This is a genomic window from Terrisporobacter othiniensis, assembly GCF_000808015.1.
GTDB classification, from domain to species: domain Bacteria; phylum Bacillota; class Clostridia; order Peptostreptococcales; family Peptostreptococcaceae; genus Terrisporobacter; species Terrisporobacter muris.
This window is the reverse complement of the sequence record NZ_JWHR01000032.1, coordinates 40,466-58,876: the sequence shown is the minus strand read 5'-3', so window position 1 is coordinate 58,876 and position 18,411 is coordinate 40,466. Positions and strand designations below refer to the sequence as shown.

Here is an 18,411-nt window from a genome sequence, read left to right as displayed (position 1 = left end):
TAAAGAAGCTTATATTTAATATGGGGGTAATTAATGAAAAAACATACTATAACATCAGTATTTGGAATTATTGGAATACTTTCTTGGACTATTACTATCTTTTTACGAGAAATATCTATAGATAATACATCTATTAATTTTCTATTAGGGGTAATGCCTAACTTATCTGCAGCTTGGGCATTTATATGGTTGGGTGAAATTATTGTTAATAAGAAAAATATTGATTTTAACTTTAAAATTGCCAGTGCTATCTCTGTATTGATTTTTTTATTGTCAATAATCTCTGAAGTAATACATGATTTATTTTTAAATAGTTCTTTCGATATATATGACCTTATATCAACTGTAATTTCAATTATTATGTATTTAACACTTTTATATTTTAATAAAAATCATATAAAGATTGACGAACAAGATAAACAAATTAATAACTAAAAGAAAAAAGTGGACAAATTTCTCTTTGTACACTTTTTTCTAGCTTATGTTTGCTAACATTCTAATAAATTGTAAATCCATGTTTTCATATCTACTTTCCCCTGTAATACTCTATATCTCTAATATTTTATCTTCTATATTAGCTAAAACTTCACAGTCACAATATCCGCCATTTTCTTCTATCCACTCTATAGATTCTTCCAAAGGTAGATTATTATTTTCTAAAAATTCTTTTGTATATTTTAGAGTATCATTACCTCCATTGATTTCCAAAGTTTCATCTATGTAATTAAATAATTAGTCAAATACTTCTATACTAAAAGGAAGCGACTCTCTAATTTTCTCTTTTTCTTCATTTTTAAATTTTTTCAATAACTCTTTCTTTTTTGCTTTGTCCATTATTCTCTCGCTTTCATTTTAAATAATCTACTTAATGTTACGATTCATTTATCTGATTAGATAAATATAAAAATCCCTTAAATACTGAAAAATTTATAATCTATTTCATACTCAAGCGTGCCATATTGTTGAATATTGCACTAAAAGAAATAATCGTAATTATAACAGGTATTTGATAACACGCCATAGTTAGCACTTTATTTACTAAACTTTTCTTATTTTTGGGGGAAAATAAGAAAAATATCATTACTATCCCATAACCTATCATACACCCTAAAGTATTATTTATAATATCATCGATTTCAAATATCCCTCTCTTACTTATTAGTTGAAGTACTTCAATAGAAATTGTCATACATAAGCCTAAAAAATAAGTAATATAGAACTTTTCACATTTTTTGAAAAGTAAAGGCATCACAAACCCAAGAGGAATGAACATCAATATATTAAAAATTATATTTCTTAATTCTAATAAAGAAAATCTATTCCATACTTTTATATAAGAGCTAAATATATGTAAATTTATATTTTCATACATAACCGGTGTTCTATGAATAAATGTGGCTCCTAGTACTATAACAGTATAAATTAAAAATATACCCCATAATAAAATTTTACTTGCCTTTAATTTTTTAGTTCCTTTCATGATTTTCTTATATATTAAAAAGTATATTATTAATAATATACTAATTCCAATGGACACACTAAATAGACCTAGTAAAAAATATTCTCTGGCCATGTGAATTATTGATGTGATTCTCAATTTACGCCTCCTCATATGATAGATTTCTAGTTAGTCTATAAATTCTAGTTACTTTTTTAGTTTAACATATACTTGCATAACTTAATATTACAATATCTTAATTTGCAATTATTTCTAACTAAAATAAATGAGAATTTAAAAAATGAATTAAATATTCTTACATATTGTTTGATAAAAATTAAAAATACTATAAGATTATTAATCAACATAGAATATATATAATAGGAATAATTTAATGCAACTTAATGAAAAATTATATTTTAACGAAGATATTTTAACACTTGAGGGTGAATTATATGTGGAATCAGTATTAATAAGAGATAGCAAAGTATTTGGAGAAAAAAAGACCATTATGCTTATGGAACGCAAGCTTACTCAGAAATAGAAAAAAATTAGAAAAGGCATTAAATGAAAATGCTCAAATACTAGTTCACTGTAATGGAAATGCTGCATGTCAACAATATGAATATATTAAAAGTTGAACCTAATGATATTAGAAATATACAAGTCATTGAAACCCTAAAAGAAGGGGAAACTATATTAAAAAAATAATAAGTCTTAAAAAGTAGCTACTAGATTTTAATTTCTAGTAGCTACACACTATTTCTTTAATTTTTATGTTCAGACTTTTGGCATAACTCTTTTAGTTTACTGTAGATTTTTTTTGTTTTATCTGAATCATTCTCATTAAAAACAATTGTTGAATCCTTAGTTTTAAGTTTTATAAACGGACTTATATTTTTATGTATACATACCTTCGATTTAAAATCATCTCCGTTTACTTTGTATCGTCCATTATTTATATTGGCAGTGTTAAGCCCTGAGCCACCTGAAAGACTTACTTCATTTAGCAGTTCCACCTCAACAATGTCCTCTTCAGTATAAGTATTATACATAATTTTAATACTATTATCATTGACTTCTACTGGCATTAACTTTGAGTCTGCTTTTTTTATTGTAAAGCCTATAAGTAAGGCTATTATTATAAGTATGATAAACGAAAGCACATAACCATATTTTTTAACTTTGTCCATTAATTTTATTCCCCTCTGATTCTTATGTTTAACTGATAATTAATAAACTTGCTATATGTTTTAATTATTAAAACTTGCTTCTTCTAATATACAATCTAATAATTCACCTGGTGTATTTACTACAAAATCAGCTCCAGCCTCTTCTAGTTCATTGTCTTCTGCATAACCAAATGTAACCCCAATACTTGCAGTTCCAGCTTCTTTTGCACCTATAATATCGTGCTTACGGTCCCCAATCATAATTACATCTGTAGGATTAGCGTTCAATTGTTTAAGCACTTCACAAATTACTTCTGACTTTCTTGTTCTTGTACCATCCAACTCGCTTCCAATAATCAAATCAAAGTATTTACTTAACTCAAATTTATCACAAATAGGAGTAGCAAAATGGGTAGGTTTGCTAGTGGCAACGGCCAGTACATATCCAGACTCTTTTAATTTTTTAAGTACTTCTGCCATACCATCAATTGCGCTATTTTCAAATAATCCAATATGAGAATAACGTTCTCTATAATACTTAATTGCAAGTTCTGATTTTTCCACATCAAAGTTATAAAACTCCATAAATGAGTCTAATAAAGGTGGTCCTATAAATGGAATTAAATTATCGCAATCTTCTTCAATTCCAAACTTGCTAAGTGCATATTGTACACTTTTAGTAATTCCTTCTTTGGGATCAGTTATTGTTCCATCTAAATCAAATAATATGTATTTTTTCATTGTTAAATCTATCTCCTTGTGTTTTTACTACCGTAACATAATTTTCATGCTAAATCAACGTTTTGCTCATACCCATCTCTAAGCATTTCCTGTCTTCATTAAAAAGGTGATAATATTTCAATTTATCTATATTTTCCATATACACACAAGTCATAGATATTATTATTTTTAAAAACAGCACTTCTCATAATTCCCTCTAATATAAAGCCATTTTTTTCCAATACCCTTTGTGATGCTATATTAGGCTTATATACTAAGCCAGTAATTCTTACAATATCCAACTGTGAAAATGCCATTGAGCAAATTTGTTTTACTGCTTCTGTCATTATACCTTTTGACCACTTATTTGTTAGCAATAGATATCCTACTTCAGCATCTTTGCAATATACATCATCCTTAACTTCCACTGATATATTTCCTACATATTCTCCATCAACAATTATTGCTCTGAAAATACCATCTTTTCCATCATGTTCGTCAGCCATATTTAACCACCATTTTGCATCATCTTCTGTGTATGGAAATGGTATTCTGTTTGATAAAAATTGTCGCTCAACTTTATTACATATATTAGACAATTTGTCTTTATCATTCATTGTCCATTTTTTTAATACAACATCCATATATACCCCCCTTATGAATTTCTATCTTTATTTTAATAATACTACTTTTTTGCAAGAATAAATGTATTATTAAAATAAAATTACTTAGCACTACCTTCTCTTATAAGTCTTGCAAAATCATTTGGAAGTATATTATTTTCCTCTATTTCCTTAGCTGCTTTTTCAAAATCATAATTAACTTCTATTATTTCTACTTCTGCTAAAGATTTACTATTAGATAAATTATCTTCATTATTTATTTCTATAATTACATAATTTGCTTTGGGATTATTTGTTTTTGGCTTACCCACACTACCTGCATTTATAAGCAATTTTTCACCGTAATATTTAGCATAAGGTATATGTGTATGACCACATACTAAAATATCCTCAGATAACTCACTCATAACTTCTTTTGCTTCTTCTGAATTCTCTTTTAAATATTCATTTATAAACCTTGTGCTTCCATGAACTAATTTTATAGTTTTATTGTTAAAAGTTAAAGTTGATTCCTTTGGTAAATTACTTAAATATTTTTTATTTTCATCCGTAGTTTTGCTTGATGTAAACTGCATTGAGAGGCCTGCTTTTTGTGCATCCTTAGGGTCTGGATAATCACACCCACATAAAATTTTATAGTTTCCTATAGCATCATCATAATTTCCCATTATTGTTAGCACTTTATTCTTTCTAATTGTATTTATAACTTCATTTGGCCTAGTACCATACCCTACCAAATCACCTGTACATACTACTAAATCCACATTCCTATTTTCTATATCCCCTAATACAGCTTCTAGTGCATAAATATTGCTATGTATATCTGATATGACTGCTATTCTCATTTGTTATTCTCCTTATCATATATCTTTTTAATTTTTATTAATTTCCTTCAATGTTTATCTTTTTCTTTAAAGTTTTCAATTTATATTATTTTCTTGCTCATATCCTTATGATATTTTATAAAAAAGGTTTTGTAAACTGATTCCAAAGAAAATAAATCAATTTTTTTTGATTTAATAATTATCTTTTGTTTATATTAATAATAGACAATTTTAGTTTCACATTTTATATTGAAATGATTGGCAATTTTTTTTATTTATTTTAGATAATTTGATATAATATAAAATATCGGAGGTATTAATATGGAAAACTATGAATTAATTTTTAAAGCATTATCTGATCCAATCAGATTACAAATATTAAAAAAGCTATATACTGAAGAAAGCGTCTGTGTTTGCAAGCTGGTAGATCTGTTTGATATATCCCAATCAAAACTATCTTATCATCTAAAAATGCTCCTTTCAGCAAATCTAATAAGTAAAACTTCCATAGGCAAATGGAATTATTACTCTGTGAATAAGGATAGTATATCTAGAGTTTTAACTTATGAAGTAATCCAAAAATTATTTTTATAAAGGCTTCTCAAATCAACTTTTTTTGATATAATAAATATAAGTATATTCAATTTAGTTGGATATACATTTATTTATCATTTTAACATCAATTTTTTTTGATGCATTATAGGAGGTTTATATGAATGCTTTTAATTTTTTTACAGAGCAGATTCTAGGTATGAAGTGGTTATCTGATTTAATCACCATATTTGTAGAAAACATTTTAAAACTAGATGTTTCATCTAAAATGGGAGGAAGTATACAATTCTTTATTTATGATACTATAAAAATATTTATACTTTTAGCTGTACTTATTTTCCTTATATCTTATATACAAAGTTACTTCCCACCAGAAAAAACAAAGAGAATATTAAGTAAGTTTAAAGGAGTTTATGGTGCAACAGTTTCAGCCCTTCTTGGTACTGTTACTCCATTTTGTTCTTGTTCTAGTATTCCTATATTTATAGGATTTAGTAATGCAGGCTTACCTTTGGGTGTTACTTTTTCATTTTTAATATCTTCTCCAATGGTTGATATTGCTTCATTATTATTACTTGCATCTTTCTTTGGAATGAAAATATCTATTGTTTATGTAGTTTTAGGACTTGTAATAGCCATTGTAGGTGGTACTATAATAAGCAAACTTAATATGGAAGATGAAATAAGAACTTATAATGAAAAAACTAGAGATTTATATGATGAGTCTGAGAATTTTAATCAAAAACAAAGATTAAATTACGCTTTGGATGATACAAAAGTTATAGTTAAGAATGTATATATATATGTTCTAATTGGTGTTGGTATAGGTGCATTAATTCATAACTGGATACCACAAGATATGATTCTTTCTATATTAGGTCACGAAAACCCATTCTCAGTTTTAATAGCTGCAATAGTTGGTATACCTATGTATGCAGATATTTTTGGTACAATACCTATAGCCGAAGCATTGTTTATGGCTGGTGTCCCTATTGGCACTATTTTAGCATTTATGATGAGTGTGACAGCCCTATCACTTCCATCTATAATAATGCTTAGTAAGGTGATTAAGCCAAAATTATTATGTATCTTTGTTGGAATAGTTACTATTGGTATAATTATAACTGGATATATATTTAACAGTTTTAGTTTCTTGTTAATGTAAATAATGAAAAATAGCATATATACACTTTTTTTGTAGTCTATTATAGCTCAACTTATGGTAATCAATAAACAAAAAACTTCTAGCCTCTAAATTGTAGACTAGAAGTTTTTTCTATTTATAACTCAACTTTTTTAGTTAAAACATCATATCCTGTATAAGCAAGAGCCAACGTTCCTGTAATCAATCTCTCATGTCCAAGTTTTGTTACAGTCGCATCAGCCATTTCTCTACTATGACTAATCACGCTACGATCACATATACCTATATTAGGATGAATAGTAGGTACTATATGGCTTACATTGCCTATATCACTTGAACCAAAAATCTTGTCTGTTGCAAATTCTGTAATACCAAGTTCCTTAAGATTTTCAGTAAAAGCATCTGATAAATTTTCATGAGTTACTAAATTATCATAGGGTAACTCGAATCTTTCCATTTCAAGTGTGGCACCTGTCATAAGTGCTGCACCTTCTGCTATAGCTTTAACCTTTTCCAACAACTCAGTAACAGTTTCTTTTTTAGCTGCTCTAAAGTAGAACTGTGCCACTGCTTCGTCTGGAACTATGTTTGCAGCAACACCTCCATTAGTTATTATTCCGTGCATTCTAACATCTGGTGTTACGTGTTGGCGAAGAGCATCAATTCCATTGAATAATTGTATAACACTGTTTAATGCATTTATACCATCTTGTGGGCAAGATGCCGCATGGGCAGTTTTCCCTTTGTATGTAAATTGTAGTGGATAAAGTGCCATAGATGTTCCACTTTTGCTAGTTGCGTTGGAAGGATGAAGTATCATTGCTGCATCCAACTCTTCAAAGACTCCTTCTTCTGCAAATATTACTTTTGCTCCATCAGTTTCTTCAGCAGGAGTTCCATATACTATGATACGCCCTCCCACCTCATCTAAAATTTTACTTAAAATAACACCGGCACCTGCTGACATGGTACCTATCATATTGTGTCCACACCCATGACCTATTTCTGGAAGAGCATCATATTCGCATAAATAACCAACTGTTAAACCTGGTTTATTACTGTCATATACTGCTCTAAAAGCAGTTTTAAGTCCTAAAAACTCTTTTTCCACTATAAAATTATGTTCTTCTAATAGTGAAGTCAGTTTTTGAACAGATTTAAACTCTTCATTTCCCAGCTCTGGATTGTGATACATATATTCACTAATTTCAACTAATTCATTTCTTAAATTTTCTACTTCTTTATTTAATAATTCTTTCATATGTAATCTCCCTCTCTTATTATGACCATCCCATAAGCGAACCTATTGTGATAAATGTTATTGCTAAAACAAATAGTATTCCTTGTAATGGAAGTACCCATTTGAACCATTTTCCAAAAGGAACTCCAGCTATTCCTAAACAAGCTATTAATATTCCTGATGTTGGGAAGATAATATTTGAGAAACCATCTCCAAATTGGAATATTAAAACTGTTAATTGGCGAGATACTCCTATTAAATCACCAAGTGGTGCTAGTATTGGCATTGTTAAAGCTGCTTGTCCTGAACCTGAGCCAACAAAGAAGTTGATGAACATTTGTATAGGGTACATTATACAAGCTGCTAATAATGAAGGTAACTGTCCTATTACATTAGATAAGTTATATAAAATTGTATCTATTATACTTGCATTTTCAGCAACTATTACTATAGCTCTTGCAAATCCTATCATAACAGCTGCACCTATCATACCTTTTGCGCCTTCTAAAAATGCATCTGCCATTTCATCTCCTGAAAGTCTTCCTATTATTCCACTAAATAATCCCGTTATTAAAAATACTGCTGCTATTTGAGGTATCCAGAACCCCTTAGCTAAAACTCCCCAAACTATTACACCTATACATATTGCAAGTGAAGCTAATATTACTTTATGAGTTAAAGTGAATTTTCCATGGTCTTCTTCAAAGTTTTGTAAGTTTTCTCTTTTTATTTTGTCACTTTCATAAACTGGGCTTAACTCAGGATTCTTTTTAATTTTTCTAGCATACATCATTAAAAACGCACATCCAACAATAGTTGTTATTACCCATATTATTGTACGATATGCTATTCCAGAAAACATTGGTATTTCTGCTATTGATTGCGCTATCCCTACTGTAAAAGGATTAAGCATTGCTGAAGAAAATCCTAGAGCACATGCCAAATATGTAACTGCAACCGCCATTATACTGTCATATCCTAGAGCCAGCATTAATGGTACTAAAATCGCAACAAATGGCACTGATTCTTCGTACATTCCAAATACTGCACCACCTAAAGAGAAGATTGTAGTTATTATTGGAATAATTAAAATTTCTTTCCCTTTAAACGCATTTACTATATTAACAATACCGAAATCTATTGCTTTTGTTCTTGATATTATATTAAAAGCTCCACCTACTATAAATAAAAATGCTATTATTTCTCCACTATCTACAATTCCTTGGATAGGCGCTTGTAATATTGCAAATAATCCTTGTGGCTCATTTTCTATATATTTAAATGATCCATCCACAACTACAGTTTTACCTAAATCATTTACTGCTTTCTCATAAGCACCTCCTGGTACTATATAAGTAGCTATTGATACAAGGAGTATAATAGCTGATATTATTACTAATGTGTGTGGTACTTTAAAGTTTCCACCTGTAGATTTTTTTCTTTTTTCATTTACTGACGTTGTTACATTCATGTTTTCATTTCCTCCTCATACTAAATTAAAATTGATTAATTAAACAAACTAAAATTCACTTTGCTCATATTGCCAACGAGATGCCTTCCTTACCACTTTAGGCAACGACCTTGCTCAACATTCACTTTGCTCAAGCTTACAATAAAAAAAGCCTTGAGCTAATCACTCAAGACTGTGTTTTATAAATTAGTATATTTTGAAATTTAACAAAAACATATCCGTCATGATAGCTCCCCATAAATAATATTTATGACAGTATTATACATATTCTGTATAATCCCAACGATATAACTTTAAAGCATTAGTTATATGTTTCGGCGACATTTCCTTTTGATTTGCTTCTTCGTGCTTAACTCCACAAATCTACTCTTAAATATCGCAACCTCTACCTTTTTAATTCAGTTGTATAATTTGATATTAATATACATTAAATTTTATATCATGTAAATAATAAACTTTATTTTTTTTATATAATTTTTATTTATTAATAATTTATATACTTCTTAATTTAAAATATTGTTTAAGATTTTACTAGCTTAAATTTATTTGCTTTATATTCCTTAGTAAGCAAAAATGGCATGAAGAATATTGCATAAATTAAAATACTATATAAAAGAGTTTCCAATGTGTATACTGCCGTATATCCCCCACCAAATATGATACCGATAACATTGTTAACCATGTGTATAAGCATTGGAGCCCACACATTTCCTGTTTTCATATAAGCATATCCTAAGAATATACCTAAGAATATGCAAGTAGCCACATGACCGATTACACAGTAAACAGGTGTCTTCGGACTATAAAGTATAAAACAAAGTGGGGCATGCCAAATTCCCCATATAAAACCTAGAATTATTACACCAAATCTTTTACCATAAAGCTTTTGTAATCTAGGTTGTAAAAAATATCTCCAACCAAATTCTTCTCCAAAGAATAAATTAAATCCTATTAAGAAATTAGTAATTAAACTTATCATGGCAATTACAAGATTTTCTGCCAGCTTGTCAACATTTACTTGTCCTTTGATAATTTCTGGTATATTACTAGCTACAATAAGTATTACAAATATTAATATTACAGTAGCAACTTTTTTAGAATTTTTACCAAGACACAGGTTTATATATCTCATTTCGTGACTATTTACTAATACAAAATATAAAAGATATGCAGATACAAAAGTATCTAAAAGTGAAGATATCCATATACTACTTAGTAAAAATGTTTCTCCTATGGTAATAACTATTCTTACAAGTGTAGCTATGGCAAATACCTTAAAGAATTTATCTATCTCTTGTTTAAATTTATAATCAGAAAATTTTTTTAACACAACAATTGTTGAAAATGCTGGTATGTACATAAATAGTCCTGCAAAGTTTACAGCAAACTCACTGGCATTTTGTTTTGTTGAAGAAAGAAATAAGAATATAGATATGAAAGCAATAAGACCAAAGTTGATTAATAAAAATTTTTTAATTTCTTTCTTAATGGTGTTAGCATCTTTACTCATAGTATATCCCCTCCATTTTATATAATTTTTAGATATCAACATAATACATATTTTAATACCTCGAGTTCCTATGTATTTAAAATGATTGTATTCCATTTTATACCAGGAGTCAAGAATTATAATTCTATCTATTTCCATACTACAATCAAGTTGCCCATTTCAGTCTATTTTACATTAATCTTAGCTCTATATTCTTTTAAACAATTTTTTAATGGCATTTAATCCCTCATTACTATTTTTATTGTCAAGTTATAAATAAAAGTTTATCCCTTCAACTTAAAAAAGTGCCTATAAGAATCTCATAGGCACTGGGTACTACATAAAGTTATTTAATTAAATTTGATAGACTTTGCTCCAATTCCTAGCTATTTTAACTACAACCATTTTATTTCATCTAAATTCGCAGTGGTTGGCCTACTACATATTTTACCTATATAGCTTGTGAAAATTTAGGTAATTTTATGATAATCTTCTTCCAAACAATACCTATTATTATAACTTTTATTGGTATCATAATAAGTTCCTTCATTATACGTGTTGGCAACAATGCCATAAATCCTTTTCCCATTAGGATAGACAACCAGTATGTATTAAGACATAAGTTTAATCCAATGTTTATAGCTATGGATGCACCTATTATTCTAGCCCAAGTAATAGGCTTCTTATATAAAAATACACCATAAATTACCCCCGATAAAATTGCAGTAAGAGTAAACCCTGGGAAGTAAGCTCCCGTTGGGAATAAAATAGTACCTATAATATCAGCTATGCCATTGGCTACACCTGCACAAATTGGACCATACATAATAGCAGTTACAACAACAGGTACAAAACCAAATCCTATTCTTACTATTGGCGTTTGTATTGAGCAGAATCTAGTTAAGATAATTTGTAAAGCTATCAATAAACTTATTTGTACTAATTTTTTAACATCAAACCTTTTATTCATAAATTTCCTCCTAAGTTTAGCTAGCACACAAATAAGTGATCTGTGTGTGGAGGTATCAATGATTTTTTATGATGCTTTTATGTTTATGATTATCATTTGATATAATCTATCTTCTAAATTTAAATAACCTCTTGAAGTTGTACAAATATAAATATGTTATATTTGTTTTAAGTAGATAGACGTCAATAACAAATGATGATTATACTATTTTGTTACTACTTTAACTTCCAATAGTATTGTAGCACAAAGTCATACTCATTTTGCATATTTGATATTAAAACTAGTATAATTTCCTAATAAATAAATTAAGGGTGAAGTATTACTCCACCCTTAACTTTATTCAACTAAAATCCAATTAATTCACTTTCTTGTGCATATCCCTTTTCTAGAGCATCTTCTCTAAGATAAGCGTATAGTTCTGCATTTGTACTTTCCACATATGGATTTACATAAAAAATTGAAAGTAAGCCTAAGGTACATATTGATAATATATGCCAACCTATAAAAGATAAGTCTAATTCAAAAGTACTCCATTTATTACCATTCATCATGTTTTTACTTATTTCAAAAGCTCTTTTTCTGCTTATATTTGGATTTTCACTTAATATATAAGGTATCATTCTATACTCATAAGATTTCACTATCCCAGGTATTAAAAGTAATAATGACCACAAATATATGAATATATCCATCGTAAACATTGTGAATACTGAACTTTTAAGTTTTCCGCTTTTATACGCAGACAATATAGTTTTTATAGGTTTTTCTTCTTCTCTAATTCCCATAAAGTAATTGTTCTTTCCTATTGCCACAGGGTAAGCTATGAATAATTTAATAAGTAGACTTAAAATTAAAACTAATATAATTGCATTCACAAAAAATAAGACTAAGCCATTTGCAAATAAGTCTTCAATTATCCCTGTTCCTGCATCCTCTAATTCTGAATATTCATCCTCGTATTCTTCTGTGTAGTTTTCACTATAAGAACTGTTATATGTATCTTGTAAGTCACTTGCACTATTAACTACTTGGCTCATTCCTCCTGTTAACATAAATGCTATAAAACTTACAAGTACTGCTTTCCAATAGAACCTTTTAAAAGTAATTTTTGCACTTTCTTTTAGCTGTTTTCTTTCCCACATATTATTTCCTCCTGTTTGATATGCTATTGATATGATTATATATTATAATTGATTTGTATAATCTTACAATTTTGTATCATTTTAGATAAATCGTTGTATAAACTATGAAGAGCAAAACTTAGTTATTGAATGATATAAATACATTAATTAATAATTTCATATAAAAACCGTATCACTTACTTATGATACGGCCCTTTATTATACACATCAACTACATTTGTTTATAAGTTTCTAGCAGTCTAATATAATGATTGGCTTCTCTTAACACATGATCTCCAAGAAGAGGCAGTATTATAGATCTAATTTTGCAGCTAGCAATCCCTTCTGTACCTGCTTGTTTAAAATTCTTAAGTTGAACAGTTTGATTTAAAGTTTGATTTGTAACACTGTTTATAGTCATACTAGTCATATTCTGAGCCTCTTCAAGTAAATCCTTAAATGTATCTGCAAATTCATCTGCAGTTTCAATTAAGTCATCTTCTGAAGGATCAAGTAGTCCCCTTATAAAAAGTGAATGTTCCATCATAATTTTATCCCAGAATAATTTAGTTTCTCTAGCATCTTTAGAATCAATATCAACTCTATTTTGAAGGTCATCTATTAATGAATAATATAACTCAGCTTCACGAGTTATATGTTCAATAAGTAAGGGATAATTAACAGTAAATAAATTGCATGATAAAACGCCGTCTAATATTCTCTTCTTAAACTTGATAAGCCCATTAAGAAGCATTTTTGCATTCGTATTAAGTTGATTTACATAGTTTACTAAATTAGAGCTAACCTGAGGATTTTGACCACTACGTAATTTTGATTCCATTTCAGTTATACTTTGATTTATCCCTATACCTGTTAATGCTTGAGTCTTAGCTTCTGTCCCTAGTGTAAAATCAGTTATAATTTCACCCGAATTTAAAACAATCGGTCTTATTATTCCATTACTAGCACTTACTGTATATGATAATAATTTCTCAAATTCATTTTTATAGTGCTCTGCTCTCTTGGCAAATTCTGAATCTTTAGATGTGAATCCAGCCTCTAAAAAAAGTGAATGTTCTTTCATTATCCTAGAAAAAAATAAGTGTAGCTCAAGTGACAGAATAGCATATCTTTGATCGTTTATCATAATGTCCCCCTTAAAATACTTTTTTCTAAATTCTATGCATTGCAGTGTTTATTAATGATAAAAGGCTATTTACTAGTTTCATAATAATTAGCTAAAATATTGTATAAAAATTTATAACAATAAACCGTATTACTTATTAGTAATACGGTTTTACTATATGTTAACATGTTGAGTATTTAACCTAACTTTACCACAACCTAAATCTAGTACTCTTTTATCTTCTAAATCTGGAAACATATTTTTAAAAGTTTGCCATTCATCAGCTCCCTGTAAACCATATACTGATCTTGTCATTTTACTATATTTATCAAAAAATTTTTTATCATCCTATTTATTATTTCTCATAAATTATCACCTTTCTTATTATCAGTAATCAGTATATTCTTATTTTGTATCAATTATTGCAATCTTAACAGTACATAAATACTTCTGTATAATTTATGTTCAAATAAATATATGCCCATTTATATTTAATAAAATTTATTCAACAAAAAAAGCCTGGATATCTGCTTTCCAAGCTTTTTTAATATTTTATAAACCCTTAGTGTAATCTATGAATAAAGAAAATTTCGGTACTTCTAAATTATGCACACACTTTTAAATTTATATACATATTTTTGTAATTTTATATAGCTTTCCTCTTTGCATACTGATTTTCTTTAGTTAATTCATTATTAAATATAGTTCTAAAAATAAATAATAATATATTACTTCATGATATATTAAAATGTTTATGAATATTTTTTCAGTAATCTTTCTATTTCATTCTTAATTTCATCTACGCTATATTTTCTAGAGTTCTCCAATCTAATTCTTAGCTTTGATTCATCTAAGCCCATGGATTCACTTATAAAACTCATAAGACCTCTAACTTTTCTATCAACTTCTAAAAGTATGTCCACATGAGTATTTGTCGGTATGAAAACTAACTCCAATTCGTCCAATCTATTTCTAAAACTGCCTCTTATTGGTACAAATTCAAACTCCTGAACAAAATTAAAACCATTCAACTTAGATTTGCAGTATTCGTTTTCTACTTCTCTAAGAGAAAATCCTAGCTCTGATATGGCATCTACAACATTTTGCATATAATCATTAAATCCTACGTTTATATAATCTCTATCTGATGTATCCTTACCACTTTTTATATCTAAATAAGTTGATAACCATACTTTTGATTTATGAATAGTAACAGGAACTCTCTTATATAGTATAAAGCTAAATTTAACTTCATGTATTTCATCAGGAAGTATATTTTTATCTATTTTTATAATATGCTCTTGGATACGTTGTACTTTGCTTATAGTATTATCATCTACTTCTTGTTTATAGCTAGTATAAACACCTATGGATATATCATTTATATATTGTTCTATGTTACCACCTTTTATTTTGCATATACCTTCAATTCTTTTTCCTGGCACTATGTTTTTAGTATGAACTATTGTATCTATTTTTGCACCACCTATACCAAGTGCTGATGCCATAACCTTGTTGAATATTCCCATATCATACCTCCAATTTTTTTATATTATAATATCTCTATTTTATAATAAATTAATTTTTTTCTCAAATATTTTGCAGAATAAAATATAGCAACTTAATAAAAAAATACTAAAAAAAATAAGTATAGATAATTAGGTAGTATTTTACTTATTATCTACACTTATTTACCGGAAAATTAGTATTTCCTTCCCAACATATTAAAATCAATTAACCAAGTACCGTTTGATATATTACAACAACTGTAAGCACTAGAAGGCATGATGGATGGAATATTGTGTTAAATACAATCTTCTTAGATGTCTTATATTCGTCTAAAGAAACATATGTAGCATCAAAAAAATGCAAGTAAAATCCGAAACTCATAAGATTTACTTTTTTCAGAAAAAATCCAAGTAGCATACAAGCTATGTTTAATAGTGAAATCAAGTAGAAAAATATTTTTTTCAAAGTAGTCCCCCTTATTTTTAGAAACAATAATCACTCTATAAATTGTACCATATTTTCCCAATAGCCATATTTGTACAAGGCAAATTATATATATACTCTCATAACATAAATATAGTGTCTACTCTTCTCAAATGACTTTTCACAATATTTGTAGATATATCCATGGCATTGGTTACTTCTTCTGTCTTGCCATTAAAATATTTTAATATTTTGCTTAAAGCATTACATGATAGTTACAATAAAAAACCATACTTCAAGGCTACAACTAATGTACAGTTTTTTATTATTCACCCATTATTTCTTCAATCTTCTTTGAAATAATAGACACAAGATAAGCGAATACACCTAAAAAGATTACTGTTTCAACTGCTAACATGGTATCACCATATGCTATTAAATCTCTCAATCTAATAATTCCTATCCAAAATGCTATCAAAGTAGTACTTCCAAGACCCCATGCAGTGTTATTTATAAGACCATATATGGATATGGTATATACACAAGCTTTACACAAAGCCACTCCAACACATGATACATAAATTTCGAAAAATCCCAAATTAACTAATATTTCTCCATCTCCACCAACATAAGAAAAATTTTTCAAAGTAATTAATATAAGTATAATAGAAACTACATAATACCCCTTTGGTACTTTATTTTGTGACATTGTCATCCCCCTATTTTTATTCTATAATTCCAATTTGCTTTTCTTCAGAATTATAGTACTTTTTCTTTAATATTAAATAATAAGTAGAAATCCTAGATAGATTACAGTCGATAAGATCATAAAGAAACAAATAATTAATTCTTTTTTCATATTTTTAATATCACACTTTTCATTGTTTACTCCATACTACTTCCACTTTCCAGTACGAACAAATATCGCTGCCCTCTCGTTAGCATCCTCGATAATCTTCTCATCATATCCCATAAGCCCTAACAGCTTAATGGCATTTCTTGATTTGGCACGACCACTTCTTAACTTATAATCAAAAACTATATCGTTGTCTGTTATTTCTTCTTCAAAGTGATAATTTTCAAACTTGTTTTCCAACAAATAAGTCAGTTCAATATCATGTGTTGATGCAAAACAAATACAGTTTGAATCATTAAAATAACTAAGAACTTCACTGGACGATGCTATTCTTTCAATAGTGTTTGTCCCCCTTAGTATTTCGTCCACAAAGCATAAGGTAGGTATTTTAGCTTTAGATTTATCTATAATTCTTTTTAAAGATTTTATTTCTACTATATAGTAACTTTCATTTTTAAGCACGTCATCTTTTAAAGCCATTGAAGTATAAATATTAAAAAATGATGCTTTGTAAGATTTTGCACAAGTTGTAAATATGCTTTGCCCTAAGATTTGATTTATTGCCACACTTTTGATAAATGTTGATTTACCAGAGGCGTTAGAACCTGTTACTAAGATTCCATTTTCTGTGTGCAAAGAGCTTGATACTGGATTTTCTACTAATGGATGATACAACTGTTCAAAATCTATTATATTTTCTGACTTATTGCTTGATATAAATAATTTTGGTTTTGAATAATAATCCAAAGACTGTCTGAAAGATGAAACAGCTATTAAAGAATCTAAAGTTCCCACGAATTCATAGATGCTTTTTAGGTATTCTTTATTTTTTATAACTGTTTCTTTAACTTTTTCATAAGTAATTAACTCTGATAAAAAAATCATATTTGTATATTCAGCTAAAACATTTAAATCAGATAACATAGAGTTTGGATTTGTTGAAACTATTTTTTTCTTTATCTTTTTAACTTGTTTTAAATCACTGCTAATATCATTCATATTTTCATTTATAATACTTAAGTTTTTTGAATGAATTTTAAAAGCCACGTTAACAACTTTGATTATGTTAAAAAAACCACTCACATCTACTTTACTTTTCTTGTTATTAAAACTTATGAAAATATTTAAACATATTGATAACAATGTTAGGAATAAAAATGACTTATTTACTCCTATCAATAAGATACTTATAACTGGTAGTGCTCTCAGTACCCTATACAGAGTTAATTTATTTTTACTGTTATCTATTTCTGTAAATAGAGACAATGTTGTATTTAAGTCGTAATTATAACCCAGCCTAGAAAAAAGTAGCTGAAAGTCTATTCTTTCCTTTTCATTTTCAGCAAAATATTCTATTATATTATCTCTTTTCATTAACTCCAACTTATCTTTTAGTGGGTTTCGTAATATGTCATATAGTACTTCATTTCCCACTGTACTTTGAGTGTTATTTATTTTTTTGAAAATATTATCCATGGATAAATCACTCCATGTAATATCATCAATTACATCATCTTTGTTCTTGTTTCTAAAATAGCTAGATACAGCTTCCATTTTGTAACTTACGTCTTCTATATCTATTTCTTCTCCATATTCATTAACTATTCTTCTTTTATTTCTTTTTAACTTTCTTATATTGGATAAATAGTCTATTAATAAACATATTAATATCATCAATATAACAGCTAAAATTATTTTTGTACTCTCCCCCATTTTTCCTCCGATTTAATTCT

Annotated in this window: 21 protein-coding genes and 1 riboswitch; of the genes, 4 read left to right on the top strand and 17 right to left on the bottom strand. The window is 28.1% G+C overall.

Annotated elements, in window-relative coordinates; genetic code table 11:
- The first annotated feature begins 33 nt into the window (after positions 1-33).
- Positions 34-435: a hypothetical protein gene (locus QX51_RS02905; RefSeq protein ID WP_039678407.1), complete on the top strand. Its 402-nt coding sequence runs from the start codon at positions 34-36 to the stop codon at positions 433-435.
- A gap of 111 nt (positions 436-546) precedes the next feature.
- Here the strand turns inward: QX51_RS02905 and QX51_RS21125 are convergent, their stop codons facing one another.
- Both QX51_RS21125 and QX51_RS02895 read right to left on the bottom strand, forming a co-directional pair.
- On the bottom strand, positions 547-720 hold the full coding sequence (locus tag QX51_RS21125; protein ID WP_278246193.1) for a DUF2695 domain-containing protein: 174 nt from the start codon (positions 718-720) through the stop codon (positions 547-549).
- Positions 721-934: 214 nt separating this feature from the next.
- Positions 935-1,597, bottom strand: a complete 663-nt coding sequence (locus QX51_RS02895; protein WP_039678406.1) for a VanZ family protein — start codon at positions 1,595-1,597, stop codon at positions 935-937.
- Between the two features lie 235 nt (positions 1,598-1,832).
- Here QX51_RS02895 and QX51_RS20530 point away from each other — a divergent pair, with 235 nt between their 5' ends.
- Positions 1,833-1,982 carry a hypothetical protein gene (locus QX51_RS20530; protein WP_161791892.1) on the top strand — a complete coding sequence of 50 codons (150 nt, stop codon included), beginning with the start codon at positions 1,833-1,835 and terminating at the stop codon, positions 1,980-1,982.
- A gap of 223 nt (positions 1,983-2,205) precedes the next feature.
- On the opposite strand, the gene QX51_RS02890 is transcribed toward QX51_RS20530, so the two are convergent.
- The 4 genes from QX51_RS02890 to QX51_RS02875 all read right to left on the bottom strand — a co-directional run bounded on the left by QX51_RS02890 (position 2,206) and on the right by QX51_RS02875 (position 4,798).
- Positions 2,206-2,631, bottom strand: a complete 426-nt coding sequence (locus QX51_RS02890) for a hypothetical protein (RefSeq protein WP_039678405.1) — start codon at positions 2,629-2,631, stop codon at positions 2,206-2,208.
- A gap of 60 nt (positions 2,632-2,691) precedes the next feature.
- On the bottom strand, positions 2,692-3,351 hold the full coding sequence (locus tag QX51_RS02885; RefSeq protein ID WP_039678404.1) for an HAD family hydrolase: 660 nt from the start codon (positions 3,349-3,351) through the stop codon (positions 2,692-2,694).
- 122 nt (positions 3,352-3,473) lie between these two features.
- Complete coding sequence (locus QX51_RS02880; RefSeq protein WP_039678403.1) at positions 3,474-3,974, bottom strand: GNAT family N-acetyltransferase; 501 nt, start codon at positions 3,972-3,974, stop codon at positions 3,474-3,476.
- A gap of 80 nt (positions 3,975-4,054) precedes the next feature.
- Positions 4,055-4,798 carry a metallophosphoesterase family protein gene (locus QX51_RS02875; protein WP_039678402.1) on the bottom strand — a complete coding sequence of 248 codons (744 nt, stop codon included), beginning with the start codon at positions 4,796-4,798 and terminating at the stop codon, positions 4,055-4,057.
- Between the two features lie 300 nt (positions 4,799-5,098).
- Here QX51_RS02875 and QX51_RS02870 point away from each other — a divergent pair, with 300 nt between their 5' ends.
- Complete coding sequence (locus tag QX51_RS02870; protein ID WP_039678401.1) at positions 5,099-5,371, top strand: ArsR/SmtB family transcription factor; 273 nt, start codon at positions 5,099-5,101, stop codon at positions 5,369-5,371.
- Between the two features lie 118 nt (positions 5,372-5,489).
- Positions 5,490-6,494: a permease gene (locus QX51_RS02865; protein ID WP_039678400.1), complete on the top strand. Its 1,005-nt coding sequence runs from the start codon at positions 5,490-5,492 to the stop codon at positions 6,492-6,494.
- Positions 6,495-6,609: 115 nt separating this feature from the next.
- Here QX51_RS02865 and QX51_RS02860 read toward each other — a convergent pair whose 3' ends face one another.
- From QX51_RS02860 to QX51_RS02815, 11 genes are all read right to left on the bottom strand, one after another.
- Positions 6,610-7,734 (bottom strand): M20 family metallopeptidase, encoded by a 1,125-nt coding sequence (locus QX51_RS02860; RefSeq protein WP_039678399.1) that lies wholly within the window; start codon positions 7,732-7,734, stop codon positions 6,610-6,612.
- A 19-nt stretch (positions 7,735-7,753) separates the two neighbouring features.
- Positions 7,754-9,184, bottom strand: a complete 1,431-nt coding sequence (locus QX51_RS02855) for a YfcC family protein (RefSeq protein WP_039678398.1) — start codon at positions 9,182-9,184, stop codon at positions 7,754-7,756.
- 219 nt (positions 9,185-9,403) lie between these two features.
- A riboswitch (Lysine riboswitch) is annotated at positions 9,404-9,580 on the bottom strand.
- A 124-nt stretch (positions 9,581-9,704) separates the two neighbouring features.
- Positions 9,705-10,694, bottom strand: a complete 990-nt coding sequence (locus QX51_RS02850) for a CPBP family intramembrane glutamic endopeptidase (protein ID WP_039678397.1) — start codon at positions 10,692-10,694, stop codon at positions 9,705-9,707.
- A gap of 430 nt (positions 10,695-11,124) precedes the next feature.
- Entirely contained in the window at positions 11,125-11,643 is a 519-nt protein-coding gene (locus tag QX51_RS02845) for a folate family ECF transporter S component (RefSeq protein WP_039678396.1), read from the bottom strand.
- A 344-nt stretch (positions 11,644-11,987) separates the two neighbouring features.
- On the bottom strand, positions 11,988-12,785 hold the full coding sequence (locus tag QX51_RS02840; protein WP_039678395.1) for a DUF975 family protein: 798 nt from the start codon (positions 12,783-12,785) through the stop codon (positions 11,988-11,990).
- A gap of 211 nt (positions 12,786-12,996) precedes the next feature.
- Entirely contained in the window at positions 12,997-13,911 is a 915-nt protein-coding gene (locus QX51_RS02835; RefSeq protein WP_039678394.1) for a DUF2935 domain-containing protein, read from the bottom strand.
- A 153-nt stretch (positions 13,912-14,064) separates the two neighbouring features.
- Positions 14,065-14,205, bottom strand: coding sequence for a class I SAM-dependent methyltransferase (locus QX51_RS20525; RefSeq protein WP_161791891.1), 141 nt, complete (start codon positions 14,203-14,205; stop codon positions 14,065-14,067).
- A gap of 437 nt (positions 14,206-14,642) precedes the next feature.
- On the bottom strand, positions 14,643-15,419 hold the full coding sequence (locus QX51_RS02830; RefSeq protein WP_039678393.1) for a sporulation protein: 777 nt from the start codon (positions 15,417-15,419) through the stop codon (positions 14,643-14,645).
- 205 nt (positions 15,420-15,624) lie between these two features.
- Positions 15,625-15,864, bottom strand: coding sequence for a hypothetical protein (locus tag QX51_RS02825; protein ID WP_039678392.1), 240 nt, complete (start codon positions 15,862-15,864; stop codon positions 15,625-15,627).
- A gap of 283 nt (positions 15,865-16,147) precedes the next feature.
- Positions 16,148-16,531, bottom strand: coding sequence for a hypothetical protein (locus tag QX51_RS02820; protein WP_039678391.1), 384 nt, complete (start codon positions 16,529-16,531; stop codon positions 16,148-16,150).
- A 186-nt stretch (positions 16,532-16,717) separates the two neighbouring features.
- On the bottom strand, positions 16,718-18,391 hold the full coding sequence (locus QX51_RS02815) for a MutS-related protein (RefSeq protein ID WP_039678390.1): 1,674 nt from the start codon (positions 18,389-18,391) through the stop codon (positions 16,718-16,720).
- Positions 18,392-18,411: the final 20 nt, after the last annotated feature.